General features: G+C 57.9%; 15 protein-coding genes. 4 read left to right on the forward strand and 11 right to left on the reverse strand.

What is annotated here, in order from left to right; genetic code table 11:
* Window positions 1-16 precede the first annotated feature (16 nt).
* Window positions 17-217, forward strand: coding sequence for a hypothetical protein (locus IZV00_RS15110; RefSeq protein ID WP_196227243.1), 201 nt, complete (start codon window positions 17-19; stop codon window positions 215-217).
* A 4-nt stretch (window positions 218-221) separates the two neighbouring features.
* On the opposite strand, the gene IZV00_RS15115 is transcribed toward IZV00_RS15110, so the two are convergent.
* From IZV00_RS15115 to IZV00_RS15125, 3 genes are all read right to left on the reverse strand, one after another.
* A complete protein-coding gene (locus tag IZV00_RS15115) occupies window positions 222-767 on the reverse strand; it encodes a nuclear transport factor 2 family protein (RefSeq protein WP_196227244.1) in 546 nt (181 codons plus the stop codon).
* Window positions 768-1,083: 316 nt separating this feature from the next.
* Window positions 1,084-2,418 carry a spinster family MFS transporter gene (locus IZV00_RS15120; RefSeq protein WP_196227245.1) on the reverse strand — a complete coding sequence of 445 codons (1,335 nt, stop codon included), beginning with the start codon at window positions 2,416-2,418 and terminating at the stop codon, window positions 1,084-1,086.
* A gap of 187 nt (window positions 2,419-2,605) precedes the next feature.
* Complete coding sequence (locus IZV00_RS15125; RefSeq protein ID WP_196227246.1) at window positions 2,606-3,469, reverse strand: Coq4 family protein; 864 nt, start codon at window positions 3,467-3,469, stop codon at window positions 2,606-2,608.
* 218 nt (window positions 3,470-3,687) lie between these two features.
* Between IZV00_RS15125 and IZV00_RS15130 the strand changes: the two genes are divergently transcribed.
* Both IZV00_RS15130 and IZV00_RS15135 read left to right on the forward strand, forming a co-directional pair.
* On the forward strand, window positions 3,688-4,608 hold the full coding sequence (locus IZV00_RS15130; protein ID WP_196227247.1) for a 2,3-dihydroxyphenylpropionate 1,2-dioxygenase: 921 nt from the start codon (window positions 3,688-3,690) through the stop codon (window positions 4,606-4,608).
* A gap of 8 nt (window positions 4,609-4,616) precedes the next feature.
* The gene (locus IZV00_RS15135) at window positions 4,617-5,447 is read left to right on the forward strand and encodes an alpha/beta fold hydrolase (protein ID WP_230463455.1); all 831 of its coding nucleotides are present in this window, start codon (window positions 4,617-4,619) and stop codon (window positions 5,445-5,447) included.
* Window positions 5,448-5,499: 52 nt separating this feature from the next.
* On the opposite strand, the gene lldD is transcribed toward IZV00_RS15135, so the two are convergent.
* The 8 genes from lldD to IZV00_RS15180 all read right to left on the reverse strand — a co-directional run bounded on the left by lldD (window position 5,500) and on the right by IZV00_RS15180 (window position 14,722).
* Complete coding sequence (lldD, locus tag IZV00_RS15140) at window positions 5,500-6,654, reverse strand: FMN-dependent L-lactate dehydrogenase LldD (RefSeq protein WP_196227249.1); 1,155 nt, start codon at window positions 6,652-6,654, stop codon at window positions 5,500-5,502.
* 182 nt (window positions 6,655-6,836) lie between these two features.
* A complete protein-coding gene (locus IZV00_RS15145) occupies window positions 6,837-7,058 on the reverse strand; it encodes a hypothetical protein (RefSeq protein ID WP_196227250.1) in 222 nt (73 codons plus the stop codon).
* Entirely contained in the window at window positions 7,058-8,971 is a 1,914-nt protein-coding gene (locus IZV00_RS15150; protein ID WP_196227251.1) for an N-acyl-D-amino-acid deacylase family protein, read from the reverse strand. Before IZV00_RS15150 ends, IZV00_RS15145 begins: the two co-directional genes overlap by 1 nt.
* Window positions 8,972-9,071: 100 nt before the next feature.
* Window positions 9,072-9,740, reverse strand: a complete 669-nt coding sequence (locus IZV00_RS15155; RefSeq protein WP_196227252.1) for an SDR family oxidoreductase — start codon at window positions 9,738-9,740, stop codon at window positions 9,072-9,074.
* Window positions 9,741-9,841: 101 nt separating this feature from the next.
* The gene (locus IZV00_RS15160; RefSeq protein ID WP_196227253.1) at window positions 9,842-10,642 is read right to left on the reverse strand and encodes an IclR family transcriptional regulator domain-containing protein; all 801 of its coding nucleotides are present in this window, start codon (window positions 10,640-10,642) and stop codon (window positions 9,842-9,844) included.
* Between the two features lie 38 nt (window positions 10,643-10,680).
* Complete coding sequence (locus tag IZV00_RS15165; RefSeq protein WP_196227254.1) at window positions 10,681-12,273, reverse strand: bifunctional 3-(3-hydroxy-phenyl)propionate/3-hydroxycinnamic acid hydroxylase; 1,593 nt, start codon at window positions 12,271-12,273, stop codon at window positions 10,681-10,683.
* A gap of 526 nt (window positions 12,274-12,799) precedes the next feature.
* On the reverse strand, window positions 12,800-14,299 hold the full coding sequence (locus tag IZV00_RS15175) for an aldehyde dehydrogenase family protein (protein WP_196227256.1): 1,500 nt from the start codon (window positions 14,297-14,299) through the stop codon (window positions 12,800-12,802).
* Between the two features lie 135 nt (window positions 14,300-14,434).
* On the reverse strand, window positions 14,435-14,722 hold the full coding sequence (locus IZV00_RS15180; RefSeq protein ID WP_196227461.1) for a 4a-hydroxytetrahydrobiopterin dehydratase: 288 nt from the start codon (window positions 14,720-14,722) through the stop codon (window positions 14,435-14,437).
* A gap of 381 nt (window positions 14,723-15,103) precedes the next feature.
* Between IZV00_RS15180 and IZV00_RS15185 the strand changes: the two genes are divergently transcribed.
* Window positions 15,104-15,994, forward strand: a complete 891-nt coding sequence (locus IZV00_RS15185; RefSeq protein WP_196227257.1) for a 3-keto-5-aminohexanoate cleavage protein — start codon at window positions 15,104-15,106, stop codon at window positions 15,992-15,994.
* Window positions 15,995-16,062 lie beyond the last annotated feature (68 nt).

Genomic DNA, 16,062 nt, shown 5'->3' on the forward strand with positions numbered 1-16,062 from the left:
GACGGTTGGACAGGCCATGGAGAAAATATTCGGTGCGCCGCACCCTGCCCTCGGGCGTCCATTGTGCTTCGTTCCGGGCGGCTTCGAAAAATACCGACATGCCTTTGAAGAACCACTGCGGCCCGAAATCATCCAGGCCAGTGCGGCGACAAGCTTCTTCAAGAAAAGCATCGACTTCCAGGGGAAGGATGGAGCCAGTCCTATCAGCACTCATTGAGCCTTTAGGCCTCCGGCATTTCGCGCCAGACCATCTGGTGCGAAGTATCCTCGCGCTCTTCAGGCTTGCGGCCGTGGGTAGCGAGATAGTGGGCCGAGAACATCATCTGTGGATTGATGGGAGCCACCGATTCAAACAGGCGATCATATTCACTGGTGGCGATCTTCCACTGATCGCCTTCGCGGCGGTAGGTGTCCTGATAAAATGCCGCGCCGCTGAGACAGGAGCGATCAGTTTCAAGCTGATAGACGATATCGCTCATATACCATTTGCCCGTAGCTTCGTTGTCGCCGGTCAGGGTGATGATGGGCGCGTGTCCATTATGCGCGGCGATCATTCCTGAATGGAAGCCGTTGACAAAGAATTTAAGGATTTCCTCGCGACCTTCCAAAGCCAGCCGATACAAGCCGCCTCGGAAATCGATCCGTGCATCTTCGACGAAAAGCGTGCGCAACGTATCGATATCGGCGGTGTCGATAGCATGCAGATAACGATGCTTGAGTGTGCGGATGTCCTCAAAATCGGACAATTGTTGTAGAGTATAGGCCATTTTCGGTTCCACTCCTCGTTGGACCCGGTCTCCTTGGCCATGAAAATGCGTACCACAATGCGCTGGCCTTCTGCGACATGCGCGAACCGGCTCGGGCTATTTAGGAGGTATCGTCATTCCAGGGCAACCAATTACGAAGAATCAGTCGGAGCCGGGATTTAATTATCATGTGTATAGATTGCCGTATCTCAACCCGTCAACCTTTAGCTTAGGGGGGTATTCATAAGTCCGATAATCTGCTTGAGCGGCGATAGAACTCCTCAGCGCCGAATGAGAATTTGTAACTTCGTTGACTGACGGCACCAATACATGGGCATCAATTGTCGCTCGAAGCGGCGCATGAGATAAAATTCCGGTTCGAAAGATCGTCCGGATAGGCTAGCGACGCGCGCCAGACCACCGCCCCCCCGACGATAGCCACGAAACTCACCAGGAACAGGCTTGCGCGCAATGAATCCTGACCCGCGTAACCTGACAGCGCGTCGCTGAATAGTCCGCCCAGTATCGGGCCTGATATGCTGCCAATTACGTTTATGACTACAACCAGCATCGCGGTTGCCTGTGATCGTTGTACTGGCGAAACCAGCTTCGATACGGCGCTGTAGGCGGGACCAGCCCAAACGGAAACCAGTATAGCGCTTACAACCGAAAGCAGCGCCACAACCGGGATATGCAGTGCCGCGATCGTTACCCTCGCCCCGTTGGGCATCAGGAACATGGCGACGTTCACGGGAAAGGTCAGGAGGAGAGTGATAGCAGGCAGGCGAAGCTGCCAATATTCTCCTCGCTTACGCAGATGGTCGACCAGCATGCCCCCACCCATGCTGCCCATGATACCGCCGATCGACGCGCCGATACCCAGCCATGCACCGGATTCCACCAGCGTCATGCCATGTGACCGCATGAAAAAAGTTGGCATCCAGACAGCTGCCGCATAGCCGAAAATGTTGAAAATGCCGAGGCCAATGGCGAGCAGCCGCAGCGATTTGGTCGCCCAGAAGAGTTGCACAAATGCCCAGAAGCTCTCGCCAGCCTTAGGCTTGGTAGAAGCTGGCGTAAACCCTCGCGTACGACGCGGGCCAGTGAGCCATAACAAAAGCGCCAGAGGGAAGCCGGGCACTGCAAGTGTTAGAAAAGCCGCGCGCCAGCCCCATTGCGAAGCCACGGCTGCGCCGCCCACCAGCCCGATCACCAACCCGAAATAGGTAGATGATGTCAGTACGCCCATGACGCCCGCGCGGCGGTTTTCGCTATAGAGTGACGCCAGGATGGCCTGGGAAGGAGGCAAGCCTCCCGCTTCACCGATGCCGACCGCGAACCGCGCTATCGCCAGCTGCACGACATTTGCGGCTACTCCACTCGCGGCTGTTGCAATGCTCCATAGCGTGGCTGCCAGGGCGAGTACGCCCCGCCGCGACCATCGGTCCGCAAGGCGCGCCAAGGGCAGGCTGAAAAGCATGAAGCTCACGGTAAAGCCCGGGCCGCCTATCAGCCCGAGCACGGAATCGGTGACTCCAAATTCCGCTTTGATGGAAGGGATGAGGATGGAAAAGAGGTGTCGATCAGCGTAGCTTATGGCATTGACCAGCAGCAACAGCAGCAGAATATATATCTGATAGGCCGGTCTGCCCTTTGTCGTTGCTGCTTTCATTCTCTTCGTCACCCTCCCGCTTTTTTGGCTATTCGTGCTTTCAGTTTTGAAGCTGGCGGCCTCTTCACGATATCGGTCGTCGCGTCAACATTCACGACGGAAGCATGACGCAGGACTGCGCCGCGCTTCCATCACCAAATTTACGCAGCAGGGCGGAAATCGGCGCGTTACACCGTGCCCGCAGAATCTATTCCGCGTCCATTGCCGCAGACCCCGTCCATGTCCACGAACCGTCGGGCGGGCCGTCCTGGAAAGAGAACTCTTCGCGAATGTCTTCGATCTTCCAGTCGAAATAGGGTTCCCAATTGATCATGAACAAGGGCTTCTTCTGCTTCGAACCCAGAGCATAACCACGTGCAAAGCCTTCCAATTGCGTGGGCACGACGGAAGGATAATGGCAGGCATTCCGCATGAGATTGGTGGTAGCGAGGAAGATCGCGCCCCGATTCAAATCGCCGAACAGCTCATCGTCGCCGAAATAATTCGCTTCCGACATGACGTTGGCAATATTGAGGCACGCTTCACCGACTAGGCTGGTATCCAGGCCGGTGACCATATGAAGAATGTCGTGGGTCTGCATACGGCGCTTGTTGATATACTGAAAGTCGTTCTTCGGCTCTCCCAGGAACATGATGTCGAGTTTCATGCCGCTGTTTGTAATGAAGTCGTAAATCCAGGAACCCAGCGTGCCAGGCGCGCAATCCTTGATATGTTCAGGCTGTATATCAGAGACGAAACGTTCTTCGAGCCATTGGTCGAATTCAGGAAGGCGTTTCCGGGCGGCAGCAATGCGAGCCAGGACCGCAGGGTAATCGGTCACTTCGTCCATTGCCTTGTTGACGTCTGGAATAAGATAGGCGGCGCTTACCTCCCGTCCTACTCGCCTCAGGCCCATTTGGGCGTAAAGATCACGAAAGTTAGGACTGTTGAGATACTTTGATGTGCTCATCAGAAGGCTGCCAACTACTGGCGTCCTGTTGCCACGAATATAAGCAGACTCTTCATCGGTGAGGGCAATGCCCGCATGAGGGTCGAATTCGACGTCGTTCATTTCCATCTCCTTATCTTCCATAAGATGCCAGACATGGGTCCCCCCGGCCATTGGAATCGTCGGACCGCGCCTGCCCGCAATTATCGGCTCACAGCCATTTAAAGGATTGCTACGAATAGCGCAACCGTAGTACGCATATCGTATCAGGGTCTCAGCAGGTGGTCCATGACTGGTTACCGCCTTGATGAATTGCGCAAAATGTAGGGACAGCAGACATCATGGCAGATATCGTAGCATTTGCGGCGATGAGCCACGCTCCATTCTGGAATGGCGAACGCAAGATCAGCGGGCCGGGCGCGATATTTACCGAGGGCGTCGAACGCGCGCGGACCATGATCGAGCAATCTGGCGCGGATACGCTGGTCATTTTCGGCCCCGATCATTACCGGAACTTCTTCCTGGACGTCATGCCCTCATTCTGTATCGGCGTCGATGAGGTTATCGGTATCGGCGACTATGGCACTTCTGAAGGACCCCTTTTGTCAGCTGCTCCCTTCGGTCGCGTCATAGTCGATGGGACCAGAGGTCAAGGCTTCGATCCCGCCGTTTCCGTGCGCATGGGCATCGACCATGGAATCGCGCAACCGCATGATGTGCTGGTGAGCGGTTTGCCCATAGTGCCGATCATGGTGAATTGCGGTTCAGCGCCGCGCCCGTCATTTCGGCGTTGTTACGAATTTGGGCAAGCCGTCGGTCGTGCCATCGCTGCGTCCAGTTCCGCGAACCGGGTTTGCATTATCGGTTCCGGCGGGCTTTCTCACTGGGTTAAGCCCATGGCTGTCGATGATCCGGCGCTTGATGACACGACAAGGCAGTATCTCATCTCTGGCCGAGCATTGGCCGCCGATTACAGCCGCAAGCGGGACCGTTCCCTCGCCAAACGGATAGCCGATGGAGTGGACGGCAACATCAACGTCGAATGGGACGACTGGGTGCTGTCGCGGATTGCGGCGGGGGACATCGACGCTGTGCTGGATATGGATTCCGATCAGGTCGAAGCCGCGGCCGGCAATGGCGCCCACGAAGTGCGAGCGTGGCTTGCTGCCTTGGGTGCATGGTCACGGCCGGTGGAGCGTCTGGCTTATGAACCCATCCGGAGCTGGGTCACCGGAATGGGCATTATTGGAGGACATCAATAGTCATGGTGATGAATTTCGAGCCTCAGATGCTGGCTACCGCGCCTGGCGAACTGACTTCTGTCATCGTTGCGGGTGAAGGAAGTCCGCTGACTTTCCTGCATGGTTCCGGGCCGGGCGTTTCTGCCACCGCGAACTGGTGGCTTAATCTACCATCGATCGCGCAGCGGCATTGCGTGATCGCCCCTGACCTTCTCGGTTTCGGGGAAACGCAGATGCAGGCGGGCGCAGGTCTGGGAATTCGGGCATGGGTGGATCATGTCCTGCGCGTTCTCGACGCACTGAACATCGACAAGACCTGGCTTATAGGCAATTCGCTCGGTGGCTGGATCGCCTTGCAACTGGCTATCGATCACCCCGATCGAGTCAGCGGGATTGTGTCCATGGGAACCGGAGGTGCGGTAAGGGCGAGCAGTATAGCAGGCCAGGCCGCAGCCGATACCAGCCTGGACGGGGTGCGGAAAGTCCTTCACAAATTTGTCTATGATCCGTCGATTGTGCCAGAGGATCTGGTCGTAAAACGGTTCAAGGCTTTGCAATCCGAACCTGCGCGTGAACGCTTCGCCGCAGTCGTCGCCGCACGCGAGATTGACCGCGCCGAGTTCCCACTGACTGAGGATGGGCTGCGCTCGCTTCACATGCCGGTTCTGCTGGTACATGGCCGGGAGGATGCCATTATCCCGGCCAGGCGCAGCTGGGAGCTCCATCAGCTAATTCCCCAATCCGAGCTGCACATGTTTTCAAAGTGCGGGCACTGGAGCCAGGTGGAATATTCAACGGACTTCAACCAATTGGTCAAATGGTTCGTCGATCGCCATACCCCGGCGGACGCGAGGAACTAGAGGAGCTAAATACAATATCGGCCGCTACGAGCGGCCGATATTGGTCAAAATGCTACCCATCTAGTTTGACGAGACATGTCGGGTCGATGTCCGAGATTTTCGTTCGGCCTGTCAACGCCATGGCGACGCGGATTTCCGCCTCCACAAGCGCCAGCATATGCGAAACCCCGGCTTGCCCTCCACCGGCAAGGGCGTAAACCCAGGCCCTGCCAAGCAGCACACCTTGGGCGCCAAGGGCAAGCATGCGCACTACATCCAGTCCTGAACGCACGCCTCCGTCAGCCAGCACCGTCAATTTGCCGCCAACCGCATCAACGATCGGGGGCAAAGCTCGCGTGGACGAAGGAACCCCATCCAGCTGCCGACCTCCATGGTTGGAAACCACTATGCCATCGGCGCCTAAAGCTGCGGCGGCCTTTGCATCCTCAACATCCAGAATGCCTTTGATAATCAAAGGGCCGTCCCAATTTTCTCGAATGAAATCCAGGTCCCGCCAGGTTACTGTCGGATCGAAGTTGTTGCGCATCCACGCGAAAAAATCTTCAAGGCCGGTGTTCTTGCCAAGCACCGGCGCGACATTGCCAAGCTGATGAGGACGTCCGCAAATGCCCACATCCCAAGCCCATCGCGGATGCATAGCGCCCTGCCATGTGCGCCTTATCGCACCGCCGATGCCGGGCGCTCCGGCCAGACCGGAGTGATAATCACGATAACGTGAGCCAGGCACCGGCATATCAACGGTGAATACAAGTGTCGAACATCCGGCCGCTTTGGCCTGCGCCATCAACTCCCGCATGAACCCGCGATCCCGGATCATGTATAGCTGAAACCAGAATGGCGTGTTCGTCCCCTTCGCCACCTCGTCGATCGGGCAGGCAGAGACGGTCGACAAGCAGAAGGGGATGCCAGCTGCCTCTGCCGCCCGCGCGGCCTGAACCTCGCCGCGACGGGCGTTCATACCCGCCAAACCAACCGGAGCGAGCGCCACCGGCAGCTTTAGCCGCCGGCCAAACAGCTCGGTCGTGAGATCCAGGGCGGATACGTCGGTCAACACGCGCTGGCGAAGTGCGACGTCTTCCAGATCGGCGATGTTCCGGCGAAGCGTTACCTCCGCATAAGAGCCACCGTCGATATACTCGAAAAGAAAGGGCGGGAGGCGGCGGCGGGCCAACTCGCGATAATCGAGCGCAGATGCGGCGCGTTTCATTGCAAATTCCCGAACGAGCGGCCTTCCATCCCATTATCCTTATTCTCGTGGAGCAAACGGCTCGGTCGCGGTGTCCTTCCAAGAGAAGGGCGTGATGACACGAGCTTGCGTCCCCGTCTCAGGGGAGGAGGCCGAAATAATATTTGTCGCGCCCCGTCCCGCTTCGGTGCCGGTCGCCAGCTTCAGACGAAGCTGGTCGCCCTGATCTGCAACACGGTCCACGGCAGCCCGACGAGCTCGCCGGGATTGGATTTCCCGGCGCGCTCGACGATTTCGGCCGCGTCTTCGCCGCTCATCTGGACATATGACTGCCCGCCCCCGGGATGAGCCAGCACGACGACGAGGGCGGCTTCACCATCGTGCGTCGCAACCGCAGCAACGCTGGCTATGACCGCCTCCTGCATCAAGCGGCTACCGGCGGTTCGATAAACAGGATGTCCTGCGGCGTGATTTCCGCGGGAGCGAGGCGGTAAGCGAGATACAGGTTCCAGCTTTGAAGCTGGCTGACAGCTTCATCGACTGGAAGATCCGGCAGCGTACGCTGTGCCATTTTTTCCCAGCTGTCGGACGACTGCGGATAGACCCAGCGCCGCAGCGGCTCGGGCGACCGTCCCGGGGCCGCCGGAATGCTGCCAGCGCCACCTGCGGCGATCGTGCCACAACGCTTGCCGGAATAGCCGGTCTCGCCATCATAGGTCAGGGCGCCATTAACCCATACCTTGCTGACGCCGCTCGCCCGGCGCAGATAGCGAAAGCCTTTTCCACCTGGCAGATCATGGACAACGATCTCTGGTCCACGGTCGATTGTCTGGTCATCGAACAGAACGAGATCGGCGGCATAACCAACCTTGATTTCGCCCCGGTTCTTCAGTCCCCAAACCTGCGCGCCATGGCTGGTCAGTTTACGGACTGCTTCCTCGATCGGGATCAGCCCGCTGCGCACATAGCGCGAGAACAGAAGGCCGGTATCGCCATAAGTCGCAAACCGGGCCAGATGCGCGCCACCATCGGCCGCGCCGATTGCCACATGCTTGTCAGCCAGATAGCGGCCGATCTTGTCTGCATTGTCATGCGCCAGATCTTCCAGGCCGAAGGATGCGTTCAGATCTTCAGCCAGCGCGATGTCGATCATCACATCGACACTGGTCGTGCCCCGTTCAGCGGCGATGTCCTTGAGCTTCCGTCCCAGCAAGGGCTGATGGTCCGGCAGCATGGCCCGCTTGACGATCGCTTCGTTGAAGTCCAGCTTGAGGCCAAGCGGCGGGACCACGTTCAGTGCGTCCTCCACCAGCTGCTTGCGCTGCTCAGGATCGCGCAATGCCGCCTTCGTCGCGTCCCGGCCAGCAGCCAACATGGCCCACCAGCGCGGCATGGTCGATACCAGCGAGCTGGTCGCGTTCAGTTCAAAAGCAATGTCGATCGAGCGAACCTGCATCTGCGGGATGACCCGCGCGCCATTGGCCGATTGCAGCCGCGAGCGTTCCACAGCCATGCCCACATTTTCCGGATAGGCTTCGGAGTCAAATATCGGTGAGAAGGTGCAGGTGATCCCATGCTTGCGGGACAGGTCAGCCAGAATGTCGATGCGAACCATCAACATATCGACAAGGAAAAATTCCGGGACCACCTGCAACGTTCCGCCAAATTCGCTGATCACCGCGCAAAGGGCATCCAGTTCGTCGGGTTCCCCCAACCGGCATGGAACCGGGCGATTATCGACATCGACATCGACCCAGCTCGTGCTCATCGCCACCGCGCCCGCCTTGAAGCATTCACGCAGCAGTTCCCGCATTCCCGCGATTTCGGCGGGGGTCGCGCGACGGGAACGCGCGTCGAAACCCATCACCCACAGCCGCAGCAGACTGTGACCGACCACGGGCGCGACATTGATGCCCAAGTCCTGCTTGATCAGCTTGAGATAGTCGTCGAACGTTTGCCAATTCCATTTGACGCCCGCGTCCATGGCCTCGGCAGGCATCTCCTCGATCTTGCGGAAAGTGCCGCCCAGATAGTCGTGATGCTCGGGCTTTACGGGAGCCAGCGACAGGGAGCAATTGCCGGTCACGACCGTCGTTACGCCATGTTCCAGCGATGGTTCGGCAAGGCGGTCCCACAAAAGTTGCGCGTCGAAATGGGTGTGCTGATCGATGAAGCCCGGCGCCAGAACGAGACCGCCTGCATCGACGATCTCCTTCGCCGGACCCTCCACCTCTCCGATAGCGACGATCCGGCCATCTCGCACAGCGACCGATCCGTTAAAGATAGGGCTGCCGGAGCCGTCACAAACACGGGCGTTGCGGATAACTATGTCAAACATCCAACTTCTCCTGCAAAGCCGGAGCTATCATTGCAATGCGCTCCGAATATATCATGAAATATGCGGCTCCGATGTCGTCGTCCCGATCGTCGTCGGCCTATCAGCAGCGCCCGGTCACGGGGATGCAAGCCCCGGTTACGGCGGAAGCCCCGTCGGACAGCAAGAAGGCGATCACGCTGGCGACGGCTGCCGGCGCGACCCAGCGGCTGAAGTCCGCATCCGCCATGTCGGCGCGGTTGGCTGGCGTGTCGATGATCGATGGAAGCACGGCATTGACGCGGATAGCATTGTCCTTCTCCTCTTCGGCCAAGGCCTCGGTCAGCTTGGCAATGCCTGCCTTGCTCGCGGCATAGGCGCCCATGCCCGCGGCGGCCTTCAACGCTGACGCAGCACCGATGCTGACAATTCCGCCGCCGCCTTCACGCAAGGAGGGCAAGGCTGCGCGCACTGCGTTGACGGCGGTTCGCAGGTTGATATCGAACAGCATCGACCAGCTGGCATCGGTGCCATCAGCCACCGTCTCCCAGCGGAACGTACCAGCGACGTTGACCAGCCCTGATATCGCGCCCTGTGATGCGATCGCCTGCTCGACCGCTGCCTTCGCGGCTTGTGGATCGGTGAGATCGATGTTGCCGAGATAGAGGCCTTCGCCATCGCCGACTTCCGCGCGGTCGATGCCGGTCACGCGATGTCCGGCTGCACGAAGGGTTTTCGCAACCGCTTGCCCCAACACGCCCGCCGCGCCGGTCACGATAACATGGTTCTTCATCTACCTGTACCTTATCCCGATATAACTTCCATCATTCCAACGTTCCTGCGACATGCCCCGGTCGGCCACTTGCGGCCCTTCACGATTGAATGTTGATAATCCTAATAATCGATCAGCCCCGGCCCGTAGACTGCAAGATCGCGATCGATGCGAGCGGTGGTATCCAGCAACTGAGGAAGAACATCCTCAATCAGCTTGTCGAGTGGAACGCGTTGATAGTTCGCTGCCACGTTCACCCCGGCAACAACTTTCCCGCCAGGTTTGTGAACTGGCGCGGCAAGCGTCCGCACTCCCAGTTCGACCTCCTGATCACACATTGCCCAGCCTTTCTCGCGAACATCGTCCAGAATGGCGCGGAGTCGTTTGGGGTCTGCGACAGTATATTCCGTATACACCTCGAATTTATGCCGGTCGATCCAGGCGTCGAGTTCGTCATCAGGCAGGCTTGCAAGCAGCACACGTCCCAGTGCCGTGGTGGCGGGATCTATTCTGGTGCCGACCCTTACCGAAACCGAACGCACTCGCTGCCATTGCGCTCGCGCGATGTAGATGACGCTGTCGCCATCAAGGATGCCCAGTGAGCATGCCTCCTTGACCTGCATGTTCAGTTCTTCGAGATGCCGCTCGGCAATCTCCGGCAGATCGATAGACGAAAAATAGGCAAGGCCCAGATCGAGTACCTTGGGCAGCAGCCGGAACTGCTCACCCTCGCGCCTCACATAGCCGGCCGATTGAAGCGTCAACAGAAACCGCCGGGCGCTCGGCTTCGAAATTCCTATCGTATTCGCCACTTCGGTCATGGACATGGATTTCCGATCAGGTCCGAATGCCTGGATGACTGCGAGACCCTTGATAAGGGACTGCACCATATCGCGTGGTGCGATCACTTCTTCGTTTGCCATCAAACTCCCCTGACGATCGCGTTCGTGCGTCGGTCATGTCAGTGCCCTACACCGATCGTCATTTGAAGCATATGTGAGATGGCATTCGTATTTTCCGGTAGAGTAGCGCCGGCCAGATATCTGTCCGGTCTCACGAACAGGACCCGGTATTTCCATGCCGCTTCCCAATCCCTGAATCCGCCTTCCACGTCGTCAAGCACAAGAAGGCCGTCCGCAGCTGCGATATCCGGCTTTGCTATGCGCGAGCGATTGATCTGCACGAACCGGGCGCCGAGGCCTTCCCAGAAAGCCAGTTCGTTCTTGTCGAGGGCCGAGCGAGGGTCCATCCGAAGTCCGACCAGGGCGAACCGGTCGCCTAACGCTTCGTCGAGCTTCATGCGCGTGCCGTCCGTCAGTTCAACGTCGGGCTGGATGAGCATTCGTCCAATGGGGTTAGGGCGCTTGCGGTTCTGGACCGTGCCGTTCAGGCCTGCAACGACACCCTCAAGGTAGCGTGGCATAGGCTTGAACTTCATCTTGGTCACATAGTCGCGGGCCTGCGGGAAATGACGCAGCGTCCGAAAGAATACGGATCGGGCTTTCTCACCCATAGTCGATTTTGGCGAGTAGATGCGGCCGAGTGTCGTCGCAAGCTTCACCATTTCGGTCGCATGACCGCGGCGCTCGACCTCATAGGTATCCAGTAGGGAATCCGTCGCCTCGCCACGGGTGACGGCTGCGAGCTTCCAGGCAATATTCGCTGCGTCGCGTATTCCCGAGTTCATGCCCTGCCCGAACCAGGGCGGTTGAAGGTGCGCAGCGTCTCCGGCCAGAAAAATCCGGCCCGCCCGGAATTTTTCGGCAACACGGGAATGGTGCGAATAAACGCGGGGAGCGCCACTTATGTCCAGTTGGTTATTCCACCTGAATCGTTCCGAGATCAGCCTGGAGACGAATTCCGGCTGCGTCGCCTGTTCAACCGTTTCATCGGCATTCAGGCGGAACTCGAACCGGCGGTAACCATAGGACAGATCGATCGAGACATAGGGCCGTTTGCTGCTGATGTAGTTCCCAGCATAGGGGGCATGTATTCCCGAATTCTTGATGTCGATCACCAGCCAGCGGGCCGCGAGAGTGCTGCCAACCAGCTCGATCCCCGCAAGCTGTCGCACCGTGCTGCTGCCGCCGTCTGCACCGACGATATAGTCCACGGTGATTGTTTCCTCGCGGCCATCGGACGACCGCAGCGTGGCCGTTACGCGATCATCTTCGCTATAAGCGACAAGCTCTGTTTCGTTGCGGAATTCGACATGCGGAAACCGGTTGAAGCCTTCCCGCAAAACTTCCTCCAGCATTGGCTGGATGAAGGAATTGCGCCTTGGCCAACCGAAGGGCCGATCGGAAGGCGCGACGTCGATCAACGGTCGACCGGTCGAGTCGAAATACCGCAGGAGCTGATTTTGGATCATGTCGCTATGCGCACGGTCAGCAAGGCCCGCCGCCTGCAATGCGCGCAAGGATTCATCATCCACGCCGACGGCGCGAGGGTAAGGTATGATGCCCTTGTTCTTGTCGATGATAAGGGTCGGTACGCCGTAGACACCTAGCAGGTTAGCGATCAACGCGCCGCAAGGCCCGGCCCCAACGACCATGACCCGTGGTTGCCCAGCCCCGCTCATAGTTTGCCTACCAAAGAAAGGACGGGCGCGCCGTCAACGTCAGCGCCTCCCCTATAATCGCGCGCGAACGCAGGGCCTCGATTGGCCTCACAAGTCGATTCGCGAGCGGGAATCCGCTCACTTTTCGCCGCCATTTTACTTCCCTCGATCATCATTACGCTAGGCGTACCACTGTACGCATCATTCAGCCAGACATTATTTCGACTGTGAGCAAAAATTTGACGCGCATAGATCACGGTGATTTCGCTGCGAAGAATGGGTCGACCTCGCGGCTTAGCTCGCCGTGAGGTGGTCAGAATGAACCTTCAGACACCTGTGGGACAGAGGGTGCCGAATAGTGGCCACGGCCTATGGCTCGTCGATGAATATCGCCGACGACATTTCCTGTTGTTCGGCTCCCGGATGCGCAGCGCTCTGGCGAGGCTGTTCATCATTCACCCCAGCCACATTGTATCGGCGGGCGTGCCCGACGCATCGGACCGCCCGCTCGATGAGACTATTATTGCATGTTGAGCCAAACGGATTTGACGTTGAGATATTCTTCCATGTGCTGCTGGCCACCCTCACGACCAAAGCCGCTATGCTTGTAACCGCCAAACGGAATGGCGGGATCCTGCACGTTATAGCAATTGACCCAGATCATGCCTGCGCGGATAGCGCGGGTCATCCGATGTGCTTTTTTGAGATCGCGGGTCCACACGCCGCAGGCCAGGCCATATTCAGTGTCATTGCCGCGGCGGATAACGTCCTCGATATCGTCGAACGGCATGGCCGATATCACTGGACCGAAAATTTCCTCCCGCGCGATATCCATCTGATCCTTGACGTCGGCGAACACCGTTGGCGCGACGAAAAATCCGCCTTCAAGATCGCCTGTGTCGATCCGCTCAGCACCCGTGACTGTGCGTGCGCCCTGATCGACGCCCTTATTGAAATAGCCAGTGACACGATCAAACTGTTGGCGCGAGACCAGCGGTCCCATGTCGATCCCGGCGTCCATACCGTTGCCCACTTTCAGCTTGGCCGCAAATGCGCCTACCCGCTCGACAAATTCATCATGAATGCTGCGTTCGACAAACAATCGCGTCCCGGCGCAACAAATCTGTCCGGCATTGAGAAATACCGCCATCGCCGCGCCTGCGACTGCGGCGTCAAGGTCGGCATCAGCAAAGACGATGTCCGGCGACTTACCGCCCAGCTCCATGGACAGGCGCTTGAAGTTACTGGTCGATGCACGAATGATATGTCGACCGGCCTCGCCGGAGCCAGTGAAGGCAAGCTTGTCCACATCTCGATGAGCCGACAGAGCGGCGCCCGCAGTCTCGCCAAAGCCGGTCACAACATTGACTACCCCCGGGGGCACACCCGCCTCCAGCAGAAGCGCGGCAAAGGCAAGCGGTGAAAGCGGCGCTTCCTCGGCGGGCTTGAGTACGATCGTACAACCCGTGGCGATCGCCGGTGCGACCTTCCAGATCGCAGTCGCGAGCGGGCTGTTCCATGGGATGATACCGCCAACTACGCCGACAGGCTCCTTGACGGTATAGCTCAGGAAATCTCCGGGAACCGAATTGTCGATGGTTTCGCCGTGCATGGCCGTAGCCAGGCCGGCATAATAGCGCAGCATGCCGACACAGCGGTGCTTCCCGCCCTGCGTACGCGACAGCGGAGCGCCCATGTCCAGCGTGTCAAGCATGGCGAATTCGTCAAACCGTGCCTCAAGCAGATCCGCTGCTTTCAACAGCAAACGTTGACGTTCGGCCGGTTTGGAGCGGCCCCATGGGCCTTCAAAAGCCCGCCGGGCCGCTGCGACCGCCCGGCCGATATCCTCCGCATCCCCTTCGGCCACTTGAGCCAGCACCTCTCCGGTAGCCGGATTGACTGTTTCAAACATCTTGCCGCTAGCCGCTTCGACGAACTGGCCATCGATGAGCAGGCGCTTTGGCTGACCGTCGAGGAAGGGGTGGGTAAGCCTAGTTGTTTGGCCTTGAATAGCATTCATCTTTACGTTTCCTAACCAATGTCTTGTATGAATTTGAGAATTTCGACAGCCGCACTCTTCCATTAGCGCCTGAATGTTTCGCATGATCCAACAGATGCCAGCATCGTCCGTGGAGCAATCCCTTGATCGGTCGGCTTAAAGCAAGCTGTCGATCGCTTTTGCCATATCGATGTCCCGCCGAGACAATCCTCCCGCATCGTGCGTCGTCAGGGTGATGTCCACCCGATTGTAGACGTTGAACCATTCGGGATGATGATCGGCTTTTTCCGCCAGAATGGCCACCCGCGTCATGAAAGCAAATGCAGTGCTGAAATCGGCAAACAGAAAGCGCCGTGTGATCCCATCCGGATCGCCAATAACTGACCATTCAGGCAGGTTCGCAAGTTCATTCGCCCGCTCGTCGCCGTTCAATCTCAGGATCATGTCTTGGTACTCCATTCCGGTAACTGGATCATCCTGCTCCAATCATCGCCTGTCGAGGTGGGCCGTAACTCGCTTTCCAAGTGGCGATTTCTCACGTTTGAAGAGATAGTGGATTGCTGCCTCTTAAAATATCGCAAGATTCTTCGACTTTTCCATTGCACGAACATTTGAGTTCGACGATATTTAACAGGATTCGTCGCTGGAAACCCGATGGCGGTCGTTTTCAGCCAATAAATTTTGGCATTTTCATATATATCGTCCAATTTTCGTCCATCATGATGGGAAACACATCTAAAATCGGAACGATGGAAAGATCTCTGTTGCCGGGTTAGGTGGGACGATGCGCACAATACAACAACAAGAACGTGAGTGGAACTGGATATGAACAAACTGATCATCGAAGTTCGGCAGAACGAATTGCGGAAGAAGGCGGAGAACCCGAATATTCCATACACCAGTGCCGAGATCATACAGTCCGCTTTGGACGCGCATGATGAAGGCGCCACGATCGCGCATTTCCATCCGCGCAACGATGCGGGTGCCGAGGTGTCGGATCTGGAATCAGTGGTTGAGATCATCGGAACAATCCGGTCATGCTCTTCGATGCTCGTGCATCCGACACTGGGCCATTTCGACCATGGCGACGACCCCTTGCTCAGACTGAGCAATGTCGAAGCGTTGGCCGCAATGCCTTCGATGAGGCCTGACATCGCGCCGCTTGATTTGGGATCGCTGAACTTCGATGTCTGGAACCCGGAATCGAAGGAGTTCATTGTCGATAACTGGGTTTATCAGAATAGTGCGCGCGATCTCCGCAGCATGGCCCGCAGGCTCCGTGAACTCGGAGTGAAGCCGCAATTGGTCATCTATGGCTTGTCCGGAATACGACTCATGGACGCTTTCCTCGGTACTGGCGACGTCGATACACCGACTTACGTCAGCTTCGTATTGGGTGGACCGTCCATTTTGTTCGGGCATCCGGCAACGTCGAACGGATTGCGTGCTTATCTCGACAACTTGACGCATGCCAATATCCATTGGAACGTAATGCTCGCCGGGGGCAGCTACTTGCCCCTTCTGCCAGAGATTATAGAGGCTGGTGGTCATATCTGCATCGGATTGGGTGACTATGCCTTTCCCGAACTTGGCGTGCCCACAAATGCGGATGTAGTCCGCAAAGTTGTCGAGGTTGCACGAGGGGTGGGACGGGAGATCGCTTCGCCGGAGGAAGTGCGCGCCATGCTGAATGTGCAGGCTCCCACATCCGCATAATCTTGCTGCTATATGGTAGCAAACCGAGGTGCGACAGCTCGGGATTATTTCCCGGACTGTCGTGACGA

This window comes from Sphingobium sp. Cam5-1 (genome assembly GCF_015693305.1).
In the GTDB taxonomy this organism is placed as follows: domain Bacteria; phylum Pseudomonadota; class Alphaproteobacteria; order Sphingomonadales; family Sphingomonadaceae; genus Sphingobium.